Annotated in this window: 24 protein-coding genes and 1 pseudogene; 12 read left to right on the top strand and 13 right to left on the bottom strand. The window is 65.0% G+C overall.

Features of this window, described 5'->3' with window-relative positions:
• Nucleotides 1-31: 31 nt before the first annotated feature.
• Nucleotides 32-1282, bottom strand: a complete 1251-nt coding sequence (locus ACFVYC_RS05095) for a PTS transporter subunit EIIC (protein ID WP_387547439.1) — start codon at nt 1280-1282, stop codon at nt 32-34.
• 231 nt (nt 1283-1513) lie between these two features.
• Between ACFVYC_RS05095 and ACFVYC_RS05090 the strand changes: the two genes are divergently transcribed.
• Both ACFVYC_RS05090 and ACFVYC_RS05085 read left to right on the top strand, forming a co-directional pair.
• The gene (locus ACFVYC_RS05090; protein WP_104043504.1) at nt 1514-1744 is read left to right on the top strand and encodes a glucose PTS transporter subunit EIIB; all 231 of its coding nucleotides are present in this window, start codon (nt 1514-1516) and stop codon (nt 1742-1744) included.
• A complete protein-coding gene (locus ACFVYC_RS05085; RefSeq protein ID WP_387547435.1) occupies nt 1744-2202 on the top strand; it encodes a PTS glucose transporter subunit IIA in 459 nt (152 codons plus the stop codon). The genes ACFVYC_RS05090 and ACFVYC_RS05085 overlap by 1 nt, the downstream gene beginning before the upstream one ends.
• A gap of 16 nt (nt 2203-2218) precedes the next feature.
• On the opposite strand, the gene ACFVYC_RS05080 is transcribed toward ACFVYC_RS05085, so the two are convergent.
• Nucleotides 2219-2977 (bottom strand): GntR family transcriptional regulator, encoded by a 759-nt coding sequence (locus ACFVYC_RS05080; RefSeq protein WP_387547434.1) that lies wholly within the window; start codon nt 2975-2977, stop codon nt 2219-2221.
• Between the two features lie 216 nt (nt 2978-3193).
• Between ACFVYC_RS05080 and ACFVYC_RS05075 the strand changes: the two genes are divergently transcribed.
• A complete protein-coding gene (locus tag ACFVYC_RS05075) occupies nt 3194-4012 on the top strand; it encodes a hypothetical protein (protein ID WP_387547433.1) in 819 nt (272 codons plus the stop codon).
• Between the two features lie 73 nt (nt 4013-4085).
• On the opposite strand, the gene ACFVYC_RS05070 is transcribed toward ACFVYC_RS05075, so the two are convergent.
• Nucleotides 4086-5576, bottom strand: coding sequence for a cation:dicarboxylate symporter family transporter (locus ACFVYC_RS05070; RefSeq protein WP_387547430.1), 1491 nt, complete (start codon nt 5574-5576; stop codon nt 4086-4088).
• Nucleotides 5577-5815: 239 nt separating this feature from the next.
• Here ACFVYC_RS05070 and ACFVYC_RS05065 point away from each other — a divergent pair, with 239 nt between their 5' ends.
• Nucleotides 5816-6076 carry a hypothetical protein gene (locus ACFVYC_RS05065; protein WP_387547428.1) on the top strand — a complete coding sequence of 87 codons (261 nt, stop codon included), beginning with the start codon at nt 5816-5818 and terminating at the stop codon, nt 6074-6076.
• Between the two features lies 1 nt (nt 6077).
• Nucleotides 6078-7010, top strand: a complete 933-nt coding sequence (locus ACFVYC_RS05060; protein WP_387547425.1) for a threonine/serine dehydratase — start codon at nt 6078-6080, stop codon at nt 7008-7010.
• Nucleotides 7011-7040: 30 nt separating this feature from the next.
• On the opposite strand, the gene ACFVYC_RS05055 is transcribed toward ACFVYC_RS05060, so the two are convergent.
• Entirely contained in the window at nt 7041-7379 is a 339-nt protein-coding gene (locus ACFVYC_RS05055; protein WP_387547422.1) for a hypothetical protein, read from the bottom strand.
• 199 nt (nt 7380-7578) lie between these two features.
• Between ACFVYC_RS05055 and ACFVYC_RS05050 the strand changes: the two genes are divergently transcribed.
• The gene (locus ACFVYC_RS05050) at nt 7579-8514 is read left to right on the top strand and encodes a hypothetical protein (RefSeq protein WP_387547419.1); all 936 of its coding nucleotides are present in this window, start codon (nt 7579-7581) and stop codon (nt 8512-8514) included.
• A 239-nt stretch (nt 8515-8753) separates the two neighbouring features.
• Nucleotides 8754-10748 (top strand): rhamnogalacturonan lyase, encoded by a 1995-nt coding sequence (locus tag ACFVYC_RS05045; protein WP_387547416.1) that lies wholly within the window; start codon nt 8754-8756, stop codon nt 10746-10748.
• 127 nt (nt 10749-10875) lie between these two features.
• Here ACFVYC_RS05045 and ACFVYC_RS05040 read toward each other — a convergent pair whose 3' ends face one another.
• From ACFVYC_RS05040 to ACFVYC_RS05025, 4 genes are all read right to left on the bottom strand, one after another.
• Nucleotides 10876-11805: an SRPBCC family protein gene (locus ACFVYC_RS05040; protein WP_387547415.1), complete on the bottom strand. Its 930-nt coding sequence runs from the start codon at nt 11803-11805 to the stop codon at nt 10876-10878.
• Between the two features lie 180 nt (nt 11806-11985).
• Nucleotides 11986-12678: an SRPBCC family protein gene (locus tag ACFVYC_RS05035; RefSeq protein ID WP_387547413.1), complete on the bottom strand. Its 693-nt coding sequence runs from the start codon at nt 12676-12678 to the stop codon at nt 11986-11988.
• A 236-nt stretch (nt 12679-12914) separates the two neighbouring features.
• Nucleotides 12915-15578 carry a Tat pathway signal sequence domain protein gene (locus tag ACFVYC_RS05030; protein WP_387547411.1) on the bottom strand — a complete coding sequence of 888 codons (2664 nt, stop codon included), beginning with the start codon at nt 15576-15578 and terminating at the stop codon, nt 12915-12917.
• 225 nt (nt 15579-15803) lie between these two features.
• Nucleotides 15804-15947, bottom strand: coding sequence for a hypothetical protein (locus tag ACFVYC_RS05025; RefSeq protein WP_387547409.1), 144 nt, complete (start codon nt 15945-15947; stop codon nt 15804-15806).
• Nucleotides 15948-16159: 212 nt separating this feature from the next.
• Here ACFVYC_RS05025 and ACFVYC_RS05020 point away from each other — a divergent pair, with 212 nt between their 5' ends.
• A complete protein-coding gene (locus ACFVYC_RS05020) occupies nt 16160-16771 on the top strand; it encodes an NADPH-dependent FMN reductase (protein ID WP_387547406.1) in 612 nt (203 codons plus the stop codon).
• Nucleotides 16772-16827: 56 nt separating this feature from the next.
• On the opposite strand, the gene ACFVYC_RS05015 is transcribed toward ACFVYC_RS05020, so the two are convergent.
• On the bottom strand, nt 16828-17301 hold the full coding sequence (locus ACFVYC_RS05015; protein ID WP_387547403.1) for a sensor histidine kinase: 474 nt from the start codon (nt 17299-17301) through the stop codon (nt 16828-16830).
• 422 nt (nt 17302-17723) lie between these two features.
• Between ACFVYC_RS05015 and ACFVYC_RS05010 the strand changes: the two are divergent.
• The 4 genes and pseudogenes from ACFVYC_RS05010 to ACFVYC_RS04995 all read left to right on the top strand — a co-directional run.
• Nucleotides 17724-17805: pseudogene (locus tag ACFVYC_RS05010) on the top strand (YkvA family protein); the annotation flags it as partial.
• A gap of 192 nt (nt 17806-17997) precedes the next feature.
• The gene (locus ACFVYC_RS05005; protein WP_387547401.1) at nt 17998-18186 is read left to right on the top strand and encodes a hypothetical protein; all 189 of its coding nucleotides are present in this window, start codon (nt 17998-18000) and stop codon (nt 18184-18186) included.
• 301 nt (nt 18187-18487) lie between these two features.
• The gene (locus ACFVYC_RS05000; RefSeq protein ID WP_387547398.1) at nt 18488-19246 is read left to right on the top strand and encodes a DinB family protein; all 759 of its coding nucleotides are present in this window, start codon (nt 18488-18490) and stop codon (nt 19244-19246) included.
• A gap of 240 nt (nt 19247-19486) precedes the next feature.
• On the top strand, nt 19487-20083 hold the full coding sequence (locus tag ACFVYC_RS04995) for a carboxymuconolactone decarboxylase family protein (RefSeq protein WP_387547396.1): 597 nt from the start codon (nt 19487-19489) through the stop codon (nt 20081-20083).
• Nucleotides 20084-20391: 308 nt separating this feature from the next.
• Here ACFVYC_RS04995 and ACFVYC_RS04990 read toward each other — a convergent pair whose 3' ends face one another.
• From ACFVYC_RS04990 to ACFVYC_RS04975, 4 genes are all read right to left on the bottom strand, one after another.
• Complete coding sequence (locus ACFVYC_RS04990) at nt 20392-20568, bottom strand: CsbD family protein (RefSeq protein ID WP_387547393.1); 177 nt, start codon at nt 20566-20568, stop codon at nt 20392-20394.
• Complete coding sequence (locus ACFVYC_RS04985; RefSeq protein ID WP_387547904.1) at nt 20546-22507, bottom strand: glycoside hydrolase family 15 protein; 1962 nt, start codon at nt 22505-22507, stop codon at nt 20546-20548. The genes ACFVYC_RS04990 and ACFVYC_RS04985 overlap by 23 nt, the downstream gene beginning before the upstream one ends.
• Nucleotides 22508-22509: 2 nt before the next feature.
• Complete coding sequence (locus ACFVYC_RS04980; protein ID WP_387547391.1) at nt 22510-22986, bottom strand: hypothetical protein; 477 nt, start codon at nt 22984-22986, stop codon at nt 22510-22512.
• A 232-nt stretch (nt 22987-23218) separates the two neighbouring features.
• A complete protein-coding gene (locus ACFVYC_RS04975; RefSeq protein ID WP_387547903.1) occupies nt 23219-24892 on the bottom strand; it encodes a glycoside hydrolase family 13 protein in 1674 nt (557 codons plus the stop codon).
• Nucleotides 24893-24945 lie beyond the last annotated feature (53 nt).

Here is a 24945-nt window from a genome sequence, read left to right as displayed (position 1 = left end):
GCTGTTTTTTGGACGGGTGATTGCCGGCGGTTTACTTGGCCGCGTCAGTTTCCACTGTGACTTCGTCGTCCTCCCGGCCCGGGGTGCGCAGGTTCCAGCGCTTGATAACGATCGAGAAAAGGAAGTAGTAGATCACTGCATACCCCAGGCCGATAGGGATGAGCAGCCATCCGTTCTCCGATTTGCCGAAGTTGAGGATGAAGTCGATAAGTCCTGCGGAAAAAGTGAATCCATGGTGGATATCGAGTGCGTTGACCAAGGCCATCGAGGTTCCTGTGAGGGCAGCATGGACGATGTAGAGCGGGAAGGCAACGAACATAAACGAGTACTCGAGCGGTTCCGTGATCCCGGTGAGGAATGCCGTGAGGGCGGTGGAGAGCATGATGCCGCCCACGATCTTCTTCTGTGAAGGCTTGGCGTGGCGCCAGATGGCGAGGGCGGCGGCCGGCAGGCCAAACATCATGATGGGGAAGAACCCGGTCATAAAAATGCCCGCCGTGGGGTCGCCTGCGAAGAACCGGTTGAGGTCACCGCGGACCAGTTGGCCGGAGGCGTCGGTGTAGTCGCCGATCAGGAACCAGACGGCCGAGTTCAGGATGTGGTGCAGGCCCGCAGGAATGAGCATGCGGTTGGCAAAGCCGTAGACTCCGCCGCCGGCAACGGCATTGCCCGCCACGGCCTCACCCACGGCTGAGAGGCCTGCGTTGAAGAACGGGTAGACAAGGGCCAGCGCGACGCCGGCCACCAGGCTGGTGAAGGAGGTGAGGATTGGCACCAGGCGCCGGCCGCTGAAGAAGCCCAGGAAGTCAGGAAGCTTGGTGCGGTAAAAGCGCTGCCAGAGCATCGCGGAGAAGAGGCCCACAACGATGCCGGCGAGGACACCGTAATTGATGACCGCAGGCTTGCCCGTGGAGTCCACCTGCCCCGCGAGGACCAGCGGTGACATGGCCTTGAAGACACCGTCGATCACCATGTACCCCACCACTGCCGCCAAAGCGGTTGACCCGTCCGCCTTCTTCGCCCAGCCGATGGCAATGCCCACGGCGAAGATCAACGGGAGCCAGGTGAAGACGGCATTGCCGGCGGCGGAGATGACAGCTGCGCCCCCTTCAAACCCGGGAATCGCTCCCAGCAGATCTGCCTGGCCTATGCGCAGGAGGATGCCTGCAGCGGGAAGGACAGCGATGGGGAGCATCAGGCAGCGGCCCAGGCGCTGCAGGTTCGCGAAAACCCTGTTTGGCTTCTTCTCCGGGGCCAGGGCGGCGGTATCAGATGTTGACATGGTTGCACCTCTGCGGGGGTTCGTTGGGGGTTGTGGAGTGATGGGGTTAGCCGGTACTGTCTGGTTATGACCAGTTCAGTGTGATTCATCCCACGAGTGCCTGTCAAGGCATGGGCTAAGCAGCCGGGCTATTAAAAGGCGCGGCCGCTGAAGCCATAATTGGTCCCACCTGAGCCGCCGGCTCCGGTGGTGAATAAGTGCTCTGAGCGGGCACCGTCAGAAAGGGCAGCCATGTCCAAAGCAGAAAAGATCATTGAAGGCCTCGGCGGAGCCGGCAACATCGTGGAAATCGAAGCGTGCATCACGCGTTTGCGCACGGAAGTCAAAGACGGCTCACTCGTCAACGAGGCCACCCTCAAGGCCGCCGGAGCCCACGGCGTCCTGGCTGCCGGAACCGCTGTCCAGGTCATTGTGGGACCGGAGGCTGACAACCTGGCCGAAGACATCGAGGACCTCCTCTAGTGGCACAATCCCTTGTTGTCCACGCGCCCATCAGCGGCACGGTGGTTCCGCTGGCCGATGTCCCGGACCCCGTCTTCGCAGGCCAGATGGTGGGGTCCGGCGCGGCCGTCGAGCCTCCCGCGGGCGGGATGTTCGACGTCGTATCCCCGGTTGCCGGAAAAGTGATCAAGCTCCTGCCGCATGCCTTTGTGGTGGTGGAGTCATCCGGGCGCGGCGTCCTTACCCACGTGGGCATCGACACCGTCAAACTCAAGGGCGAGGGTTTCAAGCTGCTGATCGCGCAGGGGGACACCGTTGATGCCGGTGCGCCCGTTATGCGCGTGGACCCCACCGCCGCGCTGGCGGCGGGGTATTCAATGGTGAGTCCCGTCGTCGTGCTTGACACGAAACCGGACACAGCTGCATTGCTAGCGTCCGGCACTGTGACGGCAGGCGCCGGCCTGTTCTCGCTCGACTAGCCGCGAAGGCTAATTCCTAGAGCCTGACTTCCATGTTGAGCGCGTAACGGTCCGAGCGGTACCAGGAGCGCGAGTGTTCGATGGCCAGGCGCCCTGAGTAGGAAACGCGGTCGAATGCCAACACCGGGGCACCCGTTCCCGTGCCGAGGAGCGCTCCGACATCCGGCGGGGCGCCCTCGGACCGGACACTTTGCCGGGCCCTGTCGATCTCGTGGCCGAGCTGCGCAGCGAGTGCCTTGTACACGGATCCCGTCAGGTCGAGATCCAGCAGGCCCCGGGTATGCTCCGGGTTGTACCAGGCATCGTCAACGCTGACCGGCCGGCCGTCCGCCAGCCGAAGGCGCTTGAGGTGGATGGCCTCGGATCCCGGCGCCAGGCTGAGCGCTTCAGCGGTGTCATCCGGGGCCGGGGCGGACTCTGCCACCAGCACAACAGTGCTGGGTACGTGCCCCATGGCCTCCATCTCCTGCGTAAATGACGCGAGGTGCAGGGTGGACTGCACGGGCGAGTCGGCCACAAAAGTGCCCTTCGCGGGGACGCGGACAAGGTGCCCTTCGTTGACGAGCCGGCCGATGGCGGCCCGCACCGTAATGCGGCTGACGCCATAGGAGTCCATGAGGGTCCGCTCGCTGGGAAGGCGTGCGCCGGGCTCCAGGTCCTCCTTGGCCAGCTTGAGGATAATCAGGCGCAGCTGCTCATGCTTGGGGACCTGGGAATTATTGATGGCCGCGCTCGCCGCGGGAGCGGTGCCCGGGGTTGATGCTGTGGCTGGCAAGGCGGCCCCTCCGATCGTGGAGCGGTCCGGTAAGGACCACTCTTCGGATTATTTCACAGCCTCAGGCGGCCCTGCCTTCCGGGCCGGCAAACGGCTGAAGTAGCCACGCCGGTATTCCCTGCACCGGGGAAAACCCTCTAGGGTTAAGAACACTAAGCATGCTTCCTATCTCAAAAGAGGTTGAATCTGATGCGAAAAGTACCTGCGCTTGGATTGATGACTGCGGCAATGATTGCCCTGGCAGGCTGCACGGGCGGCGGTGGTGGCGCTGCCAGCCCTACTGCTACCGGGACGGCGAGTGCTTCGGCCAGCCAGACTGCCGAAGCGAAGGTCTACACGGAGGATGAGCTCCGCGGGCTGATCTCCGGCCTGAAGGACGACGACGGCAGCGAGCTCAAGCTGTACTCCAAGGAGCAGGTGGACCAGGGCGGCAACATCGCCAACCTGCTTTTGAGCACGGCGACCGTGGACCCCGCAGACTGCAAGGACATCGCTACCGCAGGACTGCTGGACACGGCGGAAAACGGGGCGGTCGCCGTCGCGCTTTCAGAGGGTGACCAGCCGCGAACCGTTTCAGCACAGTCGGGCAGCGAAGGGGAGAGCGCCGTCGAAATCCTGGACGGGATCAGCGGCAAGATGGGCCAGTGTGCCACATTCTCAGTGACGGCGTTGGGCCAGACGTACGAGGTCACCAGCGAGGAACTCCAGGCCAGCACGGACGCCGGGAAGACCTTTGGCACCCTCAGCACCCGCAGCGGCGGGAACCAGCAGAAACTGATGCAGGTCTCCGCCGCCGAGGGCAGGCTGCTGGTTGTTGCCACCAAGAGCGGCGCGAACCTGGGCGATCCGGACCAGAAGGAGCTCGAAGACCTTATCAATGAGGTGCTGAAGAAGGCCGACGGCGGCAGCGCAACTTCCAGCCCGACGCCCACCGGCACTTCCGGTTCCACGAGCACTTCGTCACCGGGCGGTTCGGCGTCGCCTACCGCTACCGAGGCCGAAACGTCCTCAGCGTCGCCTACCGCTTCGCGTTAGGACCTGTTCGGAGGAGAGCTAAAGGAGGGCAGGACCTGATGGTCCTGCCCTCCTTCGCACTCATCCTGCCCGGCTACTCCACCGGGGTGCTGCCCGCGTTGGTGCGGGCGGACTTACTCATCTGGAACTGGGGGATTTCCTCGGGGTTTGGGCCGCCGCGGAACTTGGGGGACGGGTTCTGTCCTTCACTGAGCCGCTGAAGTTCCTGGCCCTCAAAAACTTCCTCCTTGCCGAGCATGATGGCGGAGTCGTGATTGGTGATCTCACCCTTGAAGGCCCGCACCATAACGCTGCGGTCGAACTGTCCTTCCCACTTGGAGACAACGAACGTGGCAACGCAGTTGCCGAGCAGGTTGACCACCACTCGCATGGAGTCCATGAGCCGGTCCGCGCCGAGAAGGAGGGCCACGCCGGCCACCGGGAAGATGCCCAGGGCGGCGGCTGTGGCTGAGAGCGCCAGAAAGGACGATCCGGGGACGCCTGCCATGCCCTTTGAGGTCAGGAGGAGTACGCCGAGGGCTGCGAGTTGCTGGCCCAGGTCCAGATTGTGGCCAAAGGCCTGCGCCAGGAACAGCAGCGAGATGGACAGGTAGATCGCTGCGCCGTCGAGGTTGAAGGAGTACCCGGTGGGAACCACGAGGCCGGTGGTGGCGCGGGAACAGCCGGCATTGGTCAGCTTGGTCATGATGCGGGGCATTACGGCTTCAGTGGATGCGGTTCCAAGTGCCAGGAGGAATTCCTCGCGGGTGTACTTGAGGAACTGCCAGAGGGGTACGCGGGCGGCAGCCCACGCAACGACAAACAGCAGGCCGATGAAGATGACGGCGGCTCCGTAACAGGCTGCGATCAGCAGGGCGTAAGTGCTCAGGGTGCTGAGCCCGTACTGGCCGATGATGAAGGCCATGGCTCCGAAGGCGCCGATGGGCGCCACTTTCATGATCCAGGACATGATCTTGAAAATCAGTTCGAGGACCGTTTCCATCAGGCTGATGACCGGCATGCACCGCTGGCGGCCAATGACCACGATGGCTGCGCCGAAGAACACCGAGAAGAACAGCACCTGCAGGAGGCTGTTGCTGGCAAATGCGCCGATGACGCTGGCCGGGATGACATCCAGGATGAATGACGCTGCGTCCTTGGGTGCGCCGGCGCCGGTCTTTGCGTCCAGGTCCGCCTGCGACAGGGTGGATGGATCGATATTCAGGCCCGCTCCGGGCTGGACGATGTTGCCCACCACAAGTCCGAAGACCAGGGCGAACAGGGTGGCTGCCGTGAAATAGACAAGGGCCTTGACCCCTACCCTTCCAACCGCCTTCACGTCGCCTACGGCTGAGATTCCGGTAACGATCACCAGGAAGATCAGCGGCGCGATGATCATCTTGATCAGTTTGATGAAGCCATCTCCGAGCGGCCTCAGTTGTGATCCGAGGTCCGGCCAGAAATGTCCGATGAGGACACCTGCCACGACAGCGATCAGAATCTGGAAGAAGAGCGACTTGTACAGCGGCTTCCTCTTCGCGGGCACCGAACTCGCCTTCAGTGCCTCAGGGTTGGGGATCTTCATTGACCTTTACCTATCCAAATGGGGGACGCCCCGGAAGTGCGGGGCCTTATGCCAAAAGTAACCCCCGTCACATCATTTCCGCAAGGGGAAATTGTATTTCCACAATGCGAAAGCCCGTGGTGGCGCGTAGTGCTGTGCTAAAACCCGATTGTGACTGCAGACCGTAGGCTGGAGTTCTTGGCCTGGGCCGTAAGCCCGGACCAGGAGAACAGCCGCTACTCAAGGAGAAAGGCAGGAGCATGACTACTTCAAATGAGGAGCCCCGGAACACCGCAGACCTTCGCGGGCCCGGTGACCCTGACGAGGCCAAGCAGGTGACGGAGGCGCCGCAGGGCGGCCAGCACCCCGAACTGCCGGGTGCAAGCAACATCCGCGAGGAGCAGCAGGCCCACGCAGCCGGAACCGTACCGGCGTCGTACTCAGGAAGCGGCGCACCGTCGCAGGAGCACAAGCCGGAAGAAGCGCTTGAGGAGCCCGGAACCTGGGACGACGAAGTCTGACATGATCACCCGCGCCGATGTGGATGACGCGGCACGGCGGACGGCAGGCCTTACCCGGCTGACGCCGGTCCTGCAGGCCGACCCGGGGACGTTTCCGGGAGACGTGTGGTTCAAGTGCGAGTTCATGCAGCACACCGGAACGTTTAAGGCCCGGGGCGCGCTGAACCGCATTCTTGCCAGCAAGGAGCGCGGGGAGCTGGAGCCAGGCGTCGGAGTGGTGGTGGCCTCCGGTGGAAACGCCGGGCTGGCCAACGCCTATGCTGCAGCCCAGTTGAGAGTTCCGGCGACGGTGTTTGTCCCCGCTGCCGCACCGCCGGTCAAGGTGGCGAAGCTCGAAGCCATCGGAGCCAAGGTCGTCCAGGGAGGAGCCGAATACGCCGAGGCCTACCAGGCCGCCGTGGCCCATGCCCGGGAAACCGGCGCTGTTTACTGCCACGCGTATGACCAGCCCGAGATCGCCGCCGGAGCCGGAACGGTGGGTACGGAACTGCTGGAGCAGCTGGCCGGGGTGGACACCGTGCTGGTCGCCGTGGGCGGCGGTGGGCTGATGGCCGGTATCGCCGCAGCGGTCGAAGGCCGGGCGAGGGTAGTGGGCGTCGAACCCGAAAACGCACCAACGCTCCATGCCGCCCTGGCAGCCGGTGAACCCGTTGACGTGGCGGTTTCCGGCGTCGCGGCTGATTCCCTGGGAGCCCGCCGCATCGGTGACATCGGCTTCTCGGTGGCGGTCCGCACCGGCGTCCTAAGCGCCCTGGTGTCCGACGACGACATCGTCGCAGCGCGTTCGCTCCTGTGGCGCGACTACCGGATGGTGGTGGAACACGGCGCCGCCGCGGCGTACGCCGCCCTGACTTCGGGTGCGTATGTCCCGGCTCCGGATGAAACCGTTGCCGTGGTTCTTTGCGGTGCCAACACCGACCCGGCCGCTTTTTAGGGAAGGCGGCCGGGACCGGTCAAAGAAGGATTAGCTGCAGAACTGGCTGTAGGTGGTGCCGGCCTGCTCGTAACCGGCCTGGAGTTCGGTCAGCTTGGCCTCGTCCGGGGTTTCCTTCGCCTGCTCGTCCGTGTATTCAAGGATCGACTGCAGGGCCGGCTTAAGCTCATTGGAAGCGACCGCGTGAATGGGGCGGATCTGGTTGGCCAAGCGGTTCATGCCCGTCTTCCCGGCGTTGTTGGCCGGGTTGGAAACAACGGTCTGGATGCGCTCGCAGGTTTCCGCGGTGCTGAGCTGGTTCGAAGCGGTGCAGGCCGTGGCGGAGACAACTAGTCCGGCGGCGATCAAGGCTGTGGCGAGTTTCTTCATGGGTCCCTCAGTAGTTGATTGAGGTTTCGATTGTAAGCAGATTCCGGAATCCGATGGTGGTCGGCGAGGTGGATCTCCGCGACTATGAAGGGGGCATCAGCTCTGGCGGGCCATCCTGCAGGCGCTTAAAATGGCTACACCATCGTGCGGAGCTGCCGCAGATTGGGCCCCGCGCACCAGCCCAACCCAAGGAAGCATCATGCTCCGAGTACAGCGCCGCACCGCCGTTGGATTCATCGCCCTTTTGGCCCTGCTATCACCCACTGCGTTGCCGGCAGCCGCCTCGCCGCCCTCCCGGGACGACGTTATTGTGCTCGACGGTGCCAAATCCGCAGAGGGCATCGCGGCGGGCAAGGGGAGGACTTTCTATGCCGGGGAGCTCATGACCGGCGATATTTTCCGTGGCGACATTCGGGACGACAAGGCCAAACGTTTCATTGATGTGCCGGACGGGCGGATGGCCGTCGGGATGAAGGCCGATGTCCGCAACAACCTGCTGTACGTGGCCGGCGGGGGCAACGGGAAGGCATACATCTACAACACCGATACCAAGGCCACGGTCGCCGACCTCACGCTGACCACCAAGGCGGGCTCATTCATCAATGACGTGGTTCTTACCGACGACGGCGCATGGTTCACGAACTCGAAGTACGGCGAGCTGTACCAGGTCAAGGCCAACCGCTGGGGTGAGGTGCGTAAAGCTGTCAGGACGCTGACAGTGAAGGGCGAGGCGGGAGCTGCCCTGGCGCCTGAAGACTTTGGATTGAACGGAATCGAGTCTGCCAGGGACGGCCGCGTGCTGATTGTGGCCCACTCAAAGAATGCGGCCCTCTACACCGTGAATCCGGGAAGTGGCGAAAGCAGCAGGATCAAGGGCCTGGACCTTCGGTTTGTGGACGGGATCCTGGTGGAGGGCAACACGCTGTGGGCCGTTCAGAACATGCTCAACCAGATCGCCCGCGTCAAGCTTGCCAATGACCTTTCGTCCGGGACGGTCCGGGACGTCATCACCAGCAAGCACTTTGACATTCCGACGACGGTGGCCAGGTTCGGCGATACCCTCGCCGCCGTGAACGCACAGTTCAACCGGCCGGCCAGCCCGCACGAAGTGGTCCTGGTTCCCGCACGTGACTGACTAAATCCAAGCTACCCGCCCATAACGAAACGCAATGGAACAAATTCTCCCACGTCGGACCGCCGGGACCCTTGACCTGACGACCGCGGCACTGATAAACCAATAGGGCAGAAAGCGTTTTCCCTCCTGCTTCGATCCGCCCAGGCCACCTTAATGGGGCTTGGTCGCGCCTAAGAGTGAAACGTTCCAAACTGTCGTGCGGCAGACTCAGCTGCCGCCGCATCAAAGGAGATGTTCTTTTGGTTTTTCCCTCGAAATGTTCCCGTTCCTCCCGTGCAGGCGGCCGAAGGGCCGCGCCGCTCGCTGCTGCAGCATCCCTCGCCGCTGCGGCGCTGGCATTTACCGGCCTACCGCTGGCGCAGGCCAGCCCCGCCACTGCACCACACCAGTCAGGAAAAGCAGGCCTCCAGCGCCAGGTGGAGAACCTGGACCGGGCACCAGTTGCCGTGCTGACGGACCAGGGCGCCACCCTGGGCTGGCGCATGCTGGGCCTGGACAAGGACAGCATCGGCTTCCATGTGATCCGCGACGGCGTCCAGCTCACAGAAGAGCCCATCCGGAACACCACCACCTACGTTGACCCGGCGGGAACCGCAGCCTCCAAGTACGTCATCAAGGCGGTGGGCAACGGCAACGGGCAGGACAAGCTCAGCGTCGAATTCACCCCGCTGGCGCAGAACTACCTGGCCATCAAGCTCGATAAGCCGGCCGACGGCGTCACCCCCACAGGGCAGGCCTACACCTACACCGCCAATGACGCGAGCGTGGCGGACCTCGACGGTGACGGCAGCTACGAAATCCTCCAGCTCTGGAACCCCTCCAACGCACAGGACAATTCGAAGTCCGGCTACACCGGCAACGTGTACGTTGATGCCTACAAGATGGACGGCACCAAACTGTGGCGCATCGACCTGGGCCGCAACATTCGGGCCGGCGCCCACTACACCCAGCTCCTCGCCTACGACTTCGACGGCGACGGCAAGGCCGAGGTGTCGATGAAGACGGCGGACGGCACCACGGATGCCGCCGGGACTGTCATCGGCGATGCGGCAGCTGACTACCGCAACAGTGGCGGGTACGTCCTGTCCGGGCCGGAATTCCTCACAGTGTTCAATGGCGCCACAGGCACCATCATGGACACCGTGCCCTACGACCCGCCGCGAGGCAGTGTCAGCGCCTGGGGTGACGGCTATGGCAACCGCGTGGACCGCTTCCTGGCAGGCGTCGCCTACCTCGACGGCGAGAAGCCCTCACTGATGTTCAGCCGCGGCTACTACACCCGCGCCGTGCTGGTCACCTATGACCTGGTGGACGGCAAGCTGGTGAAGCGCTGGACCTTCGATTCGGACATTTCCGGCGCCGAGTACAAGGGCCAGGGCAACCACAACCTGTCCGTGGCTGACGTGGACCAGGACGGCAAGGACGAGTTTGTCTTCGGCTCCATGACCATCGACGACGACGGCACGCCGCTCTACAACACCAAGCTGGGCCACGGCGACGCGATCCACACCAGCGACTGGGACCCGTCCCGCCCGGGCCTGGAAACCTTCGCCGTGCACGAAAGCATGGGCCAGAGCGGCAACCGCGGCGCCACGTTCCGCGACGCCGCCACCGGCGAAGTTCTATGGAGCATTCCCGCCACCCGGGACACCGGCCGTGGCGCTGCCGGGGACATCGATCCCCGCTACGCTGGCGCTGAAGGCTGGGCAGTTGGTGGCGACGCTGCCTGGAACTCCCCGGTTGGATACCTGATGTCCGCAAAGGGTGAGCGCATTGCCGGGAAGATCCCGGCCGCCAACTTTATGGCATGGTGGGACGGCGACCTGCTCCGCGAAGTTGTTGACCATGAGTTCGACGCCGCAGCAGGCGTGGGTGTCCCCACCATTTCAAAGTGGAACTGGGAAACCGAATCCAGTGACCGGCTCCTGACCGCCACCGGCGCAAGGACCAACAACCACACCAAGGGCAACCCGTCGCTCCAGGCGGACCTTCTGGGTGACTGGCGCGAGGAACTGGCCTTCCCGTCGTCGGACAGCACCGAGCTGCGGATCTACACCAGCACCTCACCCACCGAGGTCCGGCTCCGCACCCTGATGCACGACACAACCTACCGGACCGCCGTTGCCCGCGAGAACGTGGCGTACAACCAGCCGCCGCACCCGGGCTTCTTTATCGGCGAGGGCATGGAGACTCCGCCCGCACCGTCGGTGAAGTACGCCGGCACGGGCCAGTAGCACCAGACGCAGCGAAGCGCCGCCCGCCTCCACAAGGAGTCGGGCGGCGCTTTGGTTTGCTGTCCAAGGGGCGGCCGGCCGTCATGAATGTCCGACGCCGGACGTCCGCTTAGCGGTCAGGCTGCCGTCAGTGCTGGCCGAGGTTCCCGCCGACGGGCGGCAGGCCGCCGTCGGGCCGGCGGTCGCCTTCGCGCCGTTCACCGGCGCTCAGGTTTTCGCCTTCCACTGTCTCGTCAGACTCGCCGGTGGTGTCCACCAGGCCGTTGGTCTGGTCGAAAGCGTGGCCCACCCTGTCATTGCCGAGGTCGGCGACTGAACCGGTAGAGCCGGCTGCCGCCGTCGTGCCTGTCGTTGTGATGCCCGTGGTGGCGGTCGTGTCCGTCGGGACCGGCGTGACGGTGACTGGCTCCCCGGGAACCACTGGAGTCACCGTTACATCGGCACCCTCGGTGGTGTCCTTTTTGGACCCGGCCATTGCTGCTGCCGCGCCCGCTGCCGCAGCGACGCCCAGGCCGGCTGCCACCTTGCCGGAGATGCCTGCCTTGCCCGAATCGCCGCGGGATCCTGCTGCGTCCTCAACGCCGGGCGTGCCTGCGGGTGCTCCGGAGCTGACGCTGCCGCGCCACGCGCCGCTGGCGTAACCCTCATCCTCGATGAATTCCTTGAACCGCTGCAGGTCCGCCTCGGCCTGCCGGTCCACCACGTTGAGCTTGTCGCCCACCTTCTCGATGATGCCCTCGGGCTCATACTCAAGCGTCAGCAGCAGGGAAGTCTGGCCGCCGCCGATGTCTTCAAATTCAATGGCGCCGGCGTTTGTGGCGCCTTCCGTCGCTGCCCACGCAACCTTGCGGTCGGGGACCTGCTCCAGGATCTTTGCTTCCCACTGCCTGCGGATGCCGCCGATCTCGGCCACCCACTCCAACCGGTCGTCACTGAGCTGCGTAACGCTCTTGACGCCGCCCATGAAGTGCGGGAATTCCTCGAACTGGGTCCACTGGTTGTAAGCGGTGCTTACCGGTACGTTCACCAGAATGCGTTTTTCCACCTTCGTGCTCATAACGTCTCCTTCGCTTTGTTACCGGGAAGCTGATGAGTCGGTAAAAATCATCAGCATGCTTACCAACATACCGTTTGGGCTGGCAGGTTTCCAGAGCAGGAGAAAACGACGGCGGCACGTGGCACCGGATTCCCAAGCCACCGGCCGCCGTCACGCTGTTCAGGGGAGGGCGGTTCCGGGCTATTGCAAAAGGTTGCCGTAGGGCGGAATGGTGCCGTCCTGATTGTGGCGGTTCTTTCGCGCGTTGGCGCTGTAATTCTCGCCTTCGGCCGTCTCATCCGACTCACCCTCGAAGTCCACCAGGCCGCCGGTCTGGTCGAACGGGTGCTCGAACCTGTTGTAGGGCCGCGGCGCTTCAGTGGACTCCGCCGCGGCTGCCGGTGTGGACGCCACAGTGCTGGCGGGGCTTCCGGCCATCGACCCCGGAATGGCTTCGCGCCAGGCCCCGGTGGAGTGGCCCTCGTGCTCGATGAATTCCTTGAATTTCTTCAGGTCGTGGTCCGCCTGGCGGCCCACCACGTGGAGCAGGTCACCCAGCTTTTCCACCACTCCGGCGGGCTGGTACTCGAGCGTCAAAGCGAGTTCGGTCCTGTTTCCGCCGAGATCCCGAAATTCGACGGTGCCGGCGTTCGTTGCGCCTTCGGTGGAAGCCCAGGCCACCTTGCGGTCCGGGACCTGCTCGAGGATTTTCGCCTCCCAGTGCCGGTGGACACCGGCGATGTGGGCAACCCACTTGAGGCGGTCGGCGCTCAACTGGGTCACGCTCTCCACTCCGCTCATGAAGTGCGGGAAATCCTCGAACTGCGTCCACTGGTTGTAGGCCGTGCTGACCGGCACGTCCACCACGATCCGTTTCTCTACTTTCGTGCTCACCATGTCTCCTTCGACTGAACCGAATCCGATGAGAGAACTGAGGTCATCAGTAGCACTAGTTTGCTCCCCCCGGACCCGCCTCACCACCCCTCCCAACCAGCTCGCAGTTAACGTCGTTAAAACGCGGAACGGCGACGTTTACTGCGAGTTAGTTGGGTCAGGGAGGGCAACGGGCGACGGCGGCACCTGGGTGGGTGCGCAGCCTCGCCGAGCGCCGCCGTCGTGATGGCGGGAGGCTAGCGGAGCTGGTTGCCGATCAGTGCCAGGTTCTGGATGACCGCCAGGCCGAACTGGGATGTGTCGTTCGTGGATACCGTGGGGGCTTCGTCAACGGGCAGCAGCACATGCGGCGGTTCGATCTTCCGCAGCGTAAAGGCCGATTCATGGTTCAGGTGTTCCCCGCCCTCGGCAAAGCTGGTCCAGGCACGGGCCGCGAGGTCCGGATCATCCAGTCGGGCGGCAGCGTAGGCAGTGAGCCGGCTGTGCGCCTGGGTGAGGTAGATGCCCGGCAGCGGCTGGCCCACGGCCTCAACCTGTTCCTCCTTGGTAGCCAGGAACAGGCGGCAGTACTGCAGCCACGCCCGTTCGAAGGCCGGGTCCTGGACCAGGTCCACCAGTTCGCTGCAGATTTCCACCAGTCCGAACACGGCACTGAGGTGGGACACCTGGATCAGCTCGCGGCCGGTGTCGAACCGTCCCTTGTCCAGGTCGTAGAGGGCCTCGCCGGTGAGGAAGCCGTATTTGAGGGCTCCGATGTCCGCCATGGTGCCCAGCAGGCGATCGCGGGAGCGCGGGTTGCCGGTGCGTTCCCAGTCCGTCAGCCAGGTTGCGGCGAGTGAGCCCCAGTCCGTGCCAAGTCCCACACCCAGGGCGTTCCGGTTGGGACGGTAGGTGTCGGCGTCGGGGCGGACCTTGCGCACAGGATCCAGCCCCAGGAAGTTCTGGTCGCTGTCCACCAGTTCCGTCAGCAGGTCCCCAGTCCGTTCATCGGCCGTCAGGTAGTAGTAGAAGCGGCGGTAGGCGGGGGTGCTGATGCGGAGCTGCTTGGCGCTGCAGCCCCAGTGCTGGACATTGTGCCGGGTGCCCAGGCCGCGCCACGGGCCCAGGTGGTAGACGTCCACCTCGCCCGTGTGCCTGGTCATGGCCTCGGCGAAGCGGAAGATGTCCGCCCGGCCGGAGCGGAGGTAGGAGTACCAGAGCCAGAGGTCAGGGGATAGCTCGGAGTTGTCCCATGAGTAGCCGCCCACGTCGTAGCGCCACACGTGCCGGTCGTGGTCGTAGGTGTGCATCACGTCGCCGTAGTTCCAGAAGCCGTACCAGCGGCGCTGCTCCACCTGGCCGGCGTAGAAATCAAAGAGGAAGTCCAGGTGGTCCTCAAGCTCCGTGCGGGCAGGGGTGCCGCGGTCCACCGGATCCCAGTCGCCGAAGATACGCACGGAGTGCAGATACTCGGGAGAGGCCTGTAGCAGGGCCGGTGCGGAGGCGGAAGCCGCGTCCGCCGCCAGGCTTTCCGTTGCCGGGGTGCCCTCGTATGCGAAAAGAGTTAACTCATGCGTGCGGGCAATTCCGGAGGCGTTGCCGAAGCCCGGCTCGTAGTCCTCATAGGTGATCTCCAGCCCCTCCAGCTGTTCCTCGAAGGTGTCCTGGCCCAGCCCGTCGTGATAAAAGCGCAGGTCCATCGGCTGCGCCTCGGGGGAGTACAGCCACGCGGTCACGGAGGCCTCGGCGGTGGCGGCATTGCGGATGTCCAGCTGGCCGGGGTGTGACTGCCAGAAGTCTTTAATGCCCACACCGAAGCCGCCGCGCGTATCGGTCAGCGAACAGAATCCTGCGGACCTGGTACCGCCCGAAATCCCCACCCAGGCGTGCCCGGCCGCGGTGCGCTTGCGCAGCTCGAAGCCGTCAGCACTGAGCTGCGTGAGCGTGTAGTCGTTCCAGGCCGGAATCAGGTGCAGCCGCTCCGAAACCTCGGGGTTCCAATCGGCCGGCGGCGGGGTGGGGCGTCCTTCCACCTGCGCCCGGCGCGCCTCCTCGCCGGGATCCCTTCGAAGGCCGGTCAGCCCGCGCACACCTTCGGTGAGGAATCCACCGTTCGCCCCTGCGATGCGGATGTGCCTGTCATGGAGTTCGGCCTCCATTGGCACGCTGAACCGGACGCCCAGCCCCGCCAGGAAGTCCTGCTCCGCCTCGCCGTCCCAGATGAACGAGTGCACCATCCGCACGCTGCGGGCGTTGGCGTAAAAGTAGAACCGGACCACAAACGGCAGCCAGCGCCGCCCGTTGCTGCCCTCGGCGTCCGGACGGTGGTGTCCTTCCAGCCGCACCACGGCGCGGACGGGACCGTTCTGTTCCAGCACCACCGCGGTGACCGCGCCGGTGAAGGCCTCCCGCGTGGCAGTGCCGGCACCCTCAGGAATGCTGTCCTGCAGGAGGCTGACCAGGCACGCGTCCCGGGCCACCTCCGTGCCGCCGCGGGTGAGGCTGCTGAAGAGGTGGGAGCCGCTGCGGCTGATCACCATCCGCAGGGCACCCGTATCCACCGTGATCGCATCCGCGCCCTCCGTGACGGTGACGCCGGTGGGGCTGTTGACGGTGGTGGCGTCCGACGCCGGGAAGCTGGCTTCGGAAGGTGACGCACCGCCGTCGGCCGTCACCTCATAGGCCGGGGACGGCGCATCGGTGGCGGGCAGTGCGATTCCTGCCCATTTGAGCGAACCGTCTGGCCAGGTGGCCAGGGGCCAGGCCTGGCTGGCGATGGGATGGCCCTCCCGGTCCCGGACTGAGAGCTGGTGCGGGCCCGCTACTTTTCCGCGGGGAAACGGCATGCCCCAGGTGGTACCGCTGCTGAGCTCTGCCGGTGCATCGCCGTCGATCCACCTGATCAGCGTGTTTTCACTCATATGTGTCCAACTCCGTTGTCTTCGTTTCTGCTGCTTCGATACATGCGGGGGCCAGTAGCTGCCGCGCGCGGCTTTGGAAAGCGCTTTCTGATTCGTTTCAAAAATAGTCACCAGTAAGCCCCGCCACAAGGGGCTGCCGCTATTTGGAGTACTTCCTAAAGGGTGTGGGGGCGCGTGGATCAGCAGGCGGCGGTCCACCGCCGGGGAGGAATTGCAGGGTGCGGTCTATGTGCCGGGAGCTTCCGGACTGTCCGCACCTTCGGCCGGGTCCTGGGAGTGGACCCTGATCTCGGTGATGTCCGCGTCCGGGTCGCCTTCGGCGGGTGCCTCCGCATGGACCCGCTCATCCTGCAATGGATTCTCGCTCATGGCTGCTCCTGACCGCGTCCGTGGACTTCGCTACAGATCATTCAGCGCCCCCCGTCCCGCCCTGTCAAGGACCTTGCGGGGGCTCTGGCCGGGACGGGCCTTCTGTGCTGGACTGGTGCTGCAATGGGCACCACCGCCGTCCGCCACCGGCGGCATTATTTCCAGGCAGAACATGGACGGCCGGCGCTGACTGGCCATTGGAAGGAACACTCATGGCACCGTTCAAGATCGGATACTTCGTGGGGAGCCTCGCTACCGGCTCCATCAACCGCATACTCTCCCAAGCATTGATCAAGCTGGCTCCGGAAGACCTGGAGTTCACCGAGATCCCCATCAAGGACCTACCCCTGTACAGCTACGACTACGACGCCGATTTTCCGCCCGAAGGCCGCGCCCTCAAGGAGGCCATCGAAGCGTCCGACGGGATCTTGTTTGTGTCCCCCGAGTACAACCGTTCCATTCCCGGTGCCCTCAAGAACGCCATCGACTGGGGCTCGCGGCCATGGGGAAGCAACTCGTTCGCCCGCAAGCCCACCGGAATTATTGGCGCGTCGGTGGGCAGCATCGGCACCGCGGTGATGCAGTCCTCGTTCCGCAGCGTCCTCAGCTTCCTGGATGCCCCCCAGCTGAATGCCCCGGAAGCCTACATCCACTTCAACGCCAACGTTTTTGGTGAGGGCGGCGAGGTCAGGGACGAGGGCACCGCCAAATTCCTGCGCCACTATATGGACGAGTACGGCGCCTTCGTTGCCCGCGTCCTGGCCGCGAACGCACCCGGCCACATCGGCGATCTGGAACCGGATGAGGAAAAACTTTCCCGGTAGCAGTCGAACAGAGCTACGGATGCCCGCGTCCCGGCGACAGCGGGCATCCGAGCCTTCTAGTCCAGCGGCAGGGTAACTGTCACACTGGTACCCTGCCCCGGAGCGGAACAGATGTCCACGGTGCCGCCGGCCTCGTGGACGGCCACTGACATAAGCCGGAGGCCGTACCCGTGGTGACGCCCGCAGGTGGCGAGCTCGCTGTCAAAGCCTGTGCCGTCGTCGGACACAACCAGGCGGACTCCGTGGTCCACGGCGGCGAGCTGGACGTTGAGCTCCGACGCTTCCGAATACTTGAACGCGTTGCTGAGGGCCTCGCGCGCCGACTGGTACAGCAGGGACGCGCAGTCGGCCGGAATCTCGATGCCCCAATGCGGAGTATCCCAGCGGACAGTGGTCCCTCGCTGACGGAGGGGCACAGTGAGCCGGTCAATGCAGCCGGCGAGCCCCAAGGCGTAAAAGTCGAGCGGATGCTGATCCGTCAGCACGCCTGCAACGGCTGTTACCTCATCAAGTGTTACTTCGTTTCCCATGACTTCCTGCACCCCGCAAGCTGTTGGTTTCGATACCTCCAGCGTGGACCTTCAAGTGCATCTGCCAGCAAGGTTTACCTCAAGATTTCATCAATTCTGCGCGCGGTAACCGGCTCAACCGATCTGGCTGATTTAGGCCCGGCGGGAGTCATTCTGTTTCGGGCCAACCCGTTTGGGGGATAGGGTTTCGAGGGGAGGTGCGGATGTTCTGGGAGACTGTCGCCGGCATTGCGGCCGGGCTGCTCCTGGCGTATGCCGTGCTGCTGTTCCTGCTCTGGTGGTACGCCCGCCGGCATCCTGAGACGGTCACCATGAAGGACGCCCTGCGCCTGCTGCCGGACCTGCTCAGGCTGATCAGGAGGCTGGCTGCGGACCGGACGGTTGCCACCGGTGTTCGGGTACGGCTTGCATTGCTGCTCGCCTACCTTCTCTCGCCCCTCGACCTGGTGCCGGACTTCATTCCGGTGATTGGCTACGCGGACGACGCCGTCATTGTGGCCCTGGTCCTGCGGTCTGTGCTCAAGCGGGCCGGCCCCGGGGCGCTGGAAAGGCACTGGCCCGGAAGCCCGGCGGGGCTGGAAATCATCCTGAAAGCGGCGGCCCCGGCCCGGCGCCGGCCGTAAATTCTTTGGCTTTGTCCGCTCCTTTGGCTCCGGGGGCTGTTAGCGTGGAGGCCCGGCCACTGAAGGAGGAACAATGACGATCAACTCGCCTGATTCACTGCCTGACGATGAACGGCAGGAGGGTGCGGCGGCCAGCAAGGGCAAGGACGACGGCGGTGTTCCCGCCGGCGGTGATGGCGTGGGCATCGGTGCCGATGCGGAGCCCAACACGTTTGAGCCCGAAGAGGACCCGGACGCCACTGACTCACCGGAAACGGACTGACGCCAGGCGGCTTGCTGCCGCCGGACGGGCTGGCTCAAGGTTGAATCAAGATTCGCGGCGACTGGCCTAAACGGGCCTTTTGGCAGGTTACCTGCCGGTACATTTCAAGTGCTTCCAAGTTCTCCCCCAACGCGGAAGCGCAACGGAAGCCCCCGCGCTCGAGCCTGACTCGCGTGGGGGCTTCCTAACATTCAGCCCCTTCGTGCTGCTCCAATTCGGCGCGCTCACCGCTGGGATGACAGGCCAGAAAGCTGTTGGCGGCCCTTGATGCATCTGGATTCAGCGTGCAAGAGTTGCGGTCATGGCGACCTTCACGGGATCCGATGACCTGCAGGGTGCGCAGTTTCTCGACGCGAATCTGCAGGGGGCGCAGTTCGTCCGGAGTGACCTGTCCGGTGCTGTGATGCGCGGGGTGGACTTGGCGGGAGCGGACTTTGATGCGCCGTGGCTCCTGGAAGGCAAGGACTTCCTGAGGGTCAACGGCGTGGACGTGGCGCCGTTCGTTGATGCGGAACTCAACCGCCGCTTTCCCGGCCGGGAGACCAGGCATGCTGCTGATCCTGACGCCCTGCGCCAGGCCTGGGCCGCGCTGGAGCGTACCTGGACGGCCACCCTGGAGCGTGTCGCGGCGATGCCGGCCGGCACGGTGGATATATCCGTTGACGGCGAATGGTCGTTCGCGGAGACGCTGCGGCACTTGGTGATGGCTACGGACAAGTGGCTGGGCGGGGCCATCCTGGACATTGACAAGCCTTACCATCCCGCCGGCCAGCCCAACATCGAGTACGAGAGCGACGGACTCGACATGTCGGTCTTCAGCGCGGTTCCGCCGTCCTACGAGGAAGTGCTCGAAGCCCGCGCCGGCCGGGTGGCCATGGTGCGCGAATACCTCGCCACCGTCACAGCTGATGACCTCACCACTGCGCGCAGGCACCCGGACGATCCCGGATACCAGGAGACAACACTCTCGTGCCTGCACACGATTCTTATGGAGGAGTGGGAGCACCACCGCTTCGCCGTCCGGGACCTCGACACGATCCAGGCGGGACACGCGGACTGAAAGTCGAGTACCTCTGGCCGACACGGAGGCAAACGGTCAGGGGCAGAGCCGGTCCAGGCCAAGGGCTTCCGGGGCAACAGTCCCAGCGCTTTAAGCCTGGGGGCGGTGCGTTGAACGGCCGAGCGGCCGGTCATTTACAAACGCCCTGCTGAAGGCCACAATGAGTGAAAATCACGGCCTCCACTGCTGGGTGAGGCGGCGCCGGCTGTTGCCGCGGCCGGCCCAAGGGGAGGAGTTTCAATGACCATCCTGAAGGTGACACCCGAAGCCGGGGCGTCCGGCCTGACAGCCGAAATTTACGACGCCGACCGGCGCTCGCTTGGGTATGTGCCCAGCCACACCAAAGCCATGAGCCTGAATCCCGAAGCCTACATGGCCTGGGAGTCGCTCACCCAGGCCATCAGCACTTCCCTGGGCCTGCGCTGGTACGAACTCGTGACGCTGGCAGCCGCTCAAGCCATCGGCTCGACCCACTGCAGGCTCGCCCATGGGAAGAAAACGCTCACGATCATCCCGGAAGAGCATTTGTGTGCCATCGCCAGGGATTTCCACAACGCAGACCTGCCCGAGGCAGAGGTGGCCATGATGGACTACGCCGTGAAGCTCAGCACCGACGCGGCGGCCATGGCTGACGGCGATGCGCAGCGATTGCGTGAGGTCGGCTTCAGCGACCGCGAGATCGCCGACATCACGATGGCCGCCGCTGCCCGAAACTTCTTCAGCAGGGCGCTGCTGGCATTGAATGTTGAGCTGGACGTTCCTGAAGGCATGAGCGACGAACTGCAACAGGCGCTGCTGGCGCCGCTGCCGCGCTATTCCACGGCGAAGAGGGATTGAGTGGGGCCGGCGACGGCTGGGGGGCGGTGCCCGCGGTCTCAGACGGGCATCCTCGTCGCCGGCCCCAGCCTGATCCCCGGTATGTAGGCCGGGGAAATCAAGGGGGCTGAGACCTTCGCGGCCTCATTACTTGCCGCTGTTGAAAACACTAATTTGCCGCAGCCGGGCGAACACGAGTAGTCGGTACTCGTTAACGGCAAAGACTCCACCTAGGAGGGGCCTGGCAGGTGTGGCGCCAGGGAGACAGGCCGGAAAAGCAGAGGAGGGCGCCGCTCCAGCTGGAGCAGCGCCCTCTTTGTGAGGCGAAATCAGTCTTTCTTGAAAGCGTCTTTGACTTTCTCGCCGGCCTGCTTCAGGTCCCCCTTGGCCTGGTCGGTCTGCCCTTCGGCCTTCAGGCTCTCATCGCCGGTAGCTTCTCCGGCGGCTTCCTTGCCCTTACCGCCCAGCTTCTCGGCTGCGTTTTCAATCTTGTCGTCCAAACCCATGGTGTTTCTCCTTCGGTCGGAATCCGCCCGCCTTGAGCGGACGGCTTACGTCCCCCATCGTAGCGCTGCCTTCCGGGGCGCGGGTGTCCCGCGGGGCAGCGTGAGGGGTGTCGCGGAGTGCGAGTGCGGCCTGAACCAGGGCCGAGTGGGTCAGCGCTTGGGGATAGTTGCCGAGGTACGCGCCGGAGGACGGGTCGATTTCCTCACTGAAGAGGCCAAGCGGGGAGCCGATGTGCAGCAGGGCCTCAAACAGGGCCGTGGCTTCTTGCCGCCGGCCAGTGGTTGCCAGGGCCTGCACGAGCCAAAACGAGCAGGGCAGGAACGCTCCCTCCGTTCCGGGAAGGCCGTCCTGCCCGGGCGGATAGCGGTAGAGTAGCGGGAATCCGGCGGACAGTTCGCTGCTGACGGCATCGATTGTTCCCCTCATGCGCGGCGCGCCGGGTTCTTCCAGGCCGGTGAGCGGCAGGACCAGGAGGGCGGCGTCGAGGTCGTGGGAGCCGTAGGTCCGGGTGTAAGAGTTCCTGGCGGAGTCGTAGCCCTTGGTCCGCACCTGGTCCGCGATCTGGTGGTGGGCGGACTCCCAGCGGAGGCGGCGCCGTGTGCTGATCCGGTGGGTGGCCGCAATGCGGAGGGCCCGGTCCAGCGCGAGCCAGGCCATGACCTTGGAGTGGACGTGCTGGGCTGCCTCGCCGCGTACTTCCCAGATGCCGGCGTCGGGTTGCTGCCAGGTGACGGCGACCAGGTCCGCGAAACCCCGCATGGCACGCCATGTCTCCGAATTCAGCCTGCGGCCGCTGTCCACGAAAGCCCAGGCTGCGTCCAGGACCCAGCCATAGCCGTCGAGCTGGTGCTGCGTGGCGGCGAGGTTGCCGGCCCGCACCGGGCTGCTGCCCGCATAGCCGGGCCAGTCGGACAGGGTCCGCTCATTCGGGACGTGTCCTCCGGCGAGGGTGAGGAGAGCAGGAAGATGCGGCCGCTGCAGCCGGCTGGCGTGCAGGAGCCAGCCCAGGAAGCCCTCTGCTTCCTGGGTCTTGCCCGCCCGCAGGAAGGCGCCGACGCCGATGCTCGCGTCGCGCGGCCAGGCGTACCTGTAGTCCCAGTTGCGGATGCCTCCCGGGTGCTCGGGCAGTGAGGTGGTGGGCGCAGCAACGGGCGCGCCGGAGGGGGAGTAGGTGAGCAGCCGGAGGGTGAGCAGGCTCCGGACCACGTCGGCGCGGTACGGGATGGGGTGGTCAATCTCCTCGGTCCAGGAACGCCACCGCGCTTCGTCCCGTTCAAGAAGGTCCCAGGCTGCTGCGGGGTGTACATGGATGAGCGGCTCACCGTAAGCCAATGCCAAAACAAGCGTGAGGGGATTGCCGGGAGCGATGTCGACGCTGACGGGATGCCCCGGAACAAGATCGAGGCCGGGGCTGGTTCCCAAGGATGCCGCCAGTGGGCCCCAGTCGCAGACGAGGTCCTGGCCTCGGCGCACGCGTGGGCGGCGGTGCTGTTCTCCGAGCCTGGGATCGAAAAGTACCGTCACCCGGACGGGTGCGTCTTCCGCAGCCAGCCGCCTGACCAGGAGGGTTGTGGGCAGCAGCTCACCAGCCACTTCGGCGATCATGGCCTCGGTGAGAACGAGCCGGCCGCCGCCGGCGGCCCACACCGTTTCCAGGGTGGCCGAATTCTGGCGGTAGCGGCGGGAAAGCACGGGAGCGGGCAGGACCGGCCCCGCGAGGAACCTGCCCGCCTGCGGTCCTCCCAGCAAGGCACCAAAGAGAGGCTCGCCGTCGAACGCGGGAGCACAGAGCCAGTCCACCGACCCGCCGGCGGAGCTGAGCGCAGCGGTCCGCGTGTCACCCAGGAGCCCGTAGTCCGCGATGGGCGTTGGCTCCTGCTGCACCCGGATTGGAGCGGGCTGTTCACGCTGCTGCGGCGTGCCGGCCAGGTTGTCCATGCTCACCGTGCCCCTAGCAGCAGCCCCAGCACCGCACCGTAGATGATGTGGGCCACCACGGCAACGGCGGGGGTTTGGATTCCGTAGTTGAGGCCAAGGATGCCCGGTGGCTCCAGCACCGCCGTTGTGGTGGGCCCTGCCCTGGTGGAGGCCATCCGGGGATGGATGCCAGGGAGCAGGGGAAGGATGACCGTGAGCGCGATTGCGACATGCAAAAGTCCCAGCAGGGCCCCGAGCCACCACGTCGCCTGGCCCAGGAGCGCGAAGACCGCTGCGTAGCCCAGGGCGAACGCCTGCCCCGCGGCGAGGTGGATGAAGAATCCGGCCACCCTGGCCTTGTCCGGATCAGGCGTGACCAGGGTTCCCAGTACGAGCGGCAGGTCCAGCCGGGTCAGCCCGGCCATCTGCGCGGCGATCATCACCGCGGTCAGCACCGAGGTTGCCACCAGCCCGAACAAGGCCCAGCCCTGCCAGTCCATCTCAGGTCACCAGATCGATTGGCTTACGGCGTGGACGCACTGAGCTTCGCTGCGCGCACCTGACCACAGCATCGTGGACCCCTTCTAAAAGTAGGTCTATTAACTTTAGAAGGGGTGGATCATTTAGACAAGGGGGGCAGGGTTTAGTGGGCGAGGATGCGGCGGCCGCACGGCACGGAGGCGCTTACCCGGCGCCTCCGTGCTGTGCGGCTGGTCCCAGTATCCGGTACAGCTAGGCCTGGAGCCAGGCGGTGGTCGCCCCGGGCACCGAATGTGCCGTGATTGGCGCACTGGAGACCAGCACCTCTCCGGCGGGTAATTCGAAGGCTTCCGTTCCGAAGTTCGTTACCGAGGTCCAGCCGTTGGGGCGCCGGAAGGCCACGACGTCGGCCCTGCCGGTTTCCAGCCACTCGAGCGTTTCGGCGGTTTGCAGGTTCGACCGCAGGGCAAGCGCACGGCGGTAGAGGGACAGGGTCGAGTCCTCCAGCGCTTCCTGGGTTTCCACCGCGTGGCCGGCAAACCATTTTGGCTGGGGCAGGTGGGCGCCAGCGGTTCCGAAGCCGAACGAGTTGCCTGAGGCTGTCCAGGGCAGCGGGACGCGGCAGCCGTCGCGGCCGATCTCCACGCCCTTATTGCGGAAGAAGGCGGGGTCCTGGCGTTCGGAGTCGGGGATTTCGCTGCCGACTTCCTGCAGCCCCAGTTCCTCACCCTGGTACAGGTACGCGGAGCCTGGAAGGGCGAACATCAGCAACGACGCGGCGCGGGCGCGGCGCAGGCCGAGTTCGACGTCGACGTCTTCCTGCCTGCCGCCGGCGAGCAGCCACTGCTTGCCGGCCTCGCCTGACATGATTTCGCCCTCGGCCGACGGCCCGGACACGGGAAGCCCGTAGCGGGTGGCGTGCCGGACGACGTCGTGGTTGGAAAACACCCACGTGGAGGAGGCGCCCGAGGCCGCAGCCTCGGCGAGGTTCTTGGTGATGATTTTCCTGAACTGGGCGCCATCGAAGTCTGCCTGCAGCAGGTCGAAATTGAAGGCCTGGCCGAGTCCCTCAGGGCTGGCGTAGCGGGCCCGGCGGTCAGAGTGCACCCAGGCTTCGGCGACGGCGGTGCGCGGCGGGTTGTATTCGTTGAAGACCTTGCGCCACTCGGCGTAGATCTCGTGGACTTCATCGCGGTCCCAGTAAGGATGCGAGCCGGCAAGGTAGAGCGCCTCGCCCTGGGCTTCGAGGTCTGCCTTGGTGGGAAGGGACCCTTCGAGGTTCTTGGTCAGGGCATGGGCGACGTCGATGCGGAAACCGTCCACGCCCCGGTCGGACCAGAAGCGCAGGGTCGCCAGGAAGTCCTCGCGGACCTCGGGGTTGTCCCAGTTGAAGTCTGGCTGTTCCTTGGCGAAGATGTGCATGTACCACTGCCCCGGCGTGCCATCGGGTTCTGCGATGCGCTCCCAGGCTGGACCGCCGAACACGGAGTCCCAGTCCGACGGCGGCAGCTCACCGTTTTCGCCCAGCCCGTCGCGGAAGATGTAGCGGTCGCGGGCAGGGGACCCCTTGGGTGAGGCGAGGGCTTCCCGGAACCACTCGTGGCGGTTCGAGGAGTGGTTGGGCACGATGTCCACGATCAGCTTGATGCCAGCGGCGTGCAGGGCGGACGCCATGGCGTTGAAGTCCTCAAGCGTGCCGAGCCTCGGATCAACGTTACGGTAGTCGTCCACGTCATAGCCGCCGTCGGCAAGGGCTGAAGGGTAGAAGGGGCTCAGCCAGACGGCGTCGATTCCCAGTGACTTCAGGTACGGGACCTTGGCGGTGATCCCGTTGATGTCACCGATGCCGTCGCCGTTGGAGTCCGAGAAACTGCGGGGGTAGATCTGGTAGACCGAGGCCTGGCGCCACCAGGTGGGGTCGGCCATGTTCTTGGGCCCGGTGCTGGTTTCCTGGGTAACGATGGAGGGCAAGGCTGGTT

Origin of the sequence: Pseudarthrobacter sp. NPDC058329, assembly GCF_042879835.1 — a bacterium.
Taxonomy (GTDB): Bacteria; Actinomycetota; Actinomycetes; order Actinomycetales; family Micrococcaceae; genus Arthrobacter.
The sequence above is the reverse complement of the archived record's forward strand: the minus strand, read 5'-3'. Positions and strand labels throughout refer to the sequence as shown.